This window comes from Bacillus sp. SIMBA_005 (assembly GCF_046535585.1).
Taxonomy (GTDB): domain Bacteria; phylum Bacillota; class Bacilli; order Bacillales; family Bacillaceae; genus Bacillus; species Bacillus pumilus.
Map to the genome: position 1 here is coordinate 1 of NZ_JAWRWI010000889.1, position 249 is coordinate 249.

Below are 249 nucleotides of genomic sequence, written 5' to 3' on the forward strand. Positions count from 1 at the left end.
CTGCGCGATGACGCGCATGCCCTTCGTCAGCGAACCCGCCAGGTGCTCGGCGAACTCGCGCCACACGGACGCGCGGAGGAACAGCGCATCGCCGTCCTTCCACTCGTTCGCGGCACGGTCGAAGTTCCGAGGCGTCGATGCGATGGTGAAGTTCGCCACCGGCAGCCCGTTCTGCGTGTAGCGCAGCTCGGGGTCGGCCGTGAGGTTTCCCACCACGGTGATGACGGTTTCGCCGGCCATGGCGCTTAG

At 67.5% G+C, this 249-nt stretch carries 1 protein-coding gene; it reads right to left on the bottom strand.

The window, feature by feature from the left end:
- Nucleotides 1-249: single-stranded DNA-binding protein (gene ssb / locus SB660_RS22630; RefSeq protein ID WP_410584742.1), on the bottom strand; the 249-nt coding region annotated here is incomplete at both ends.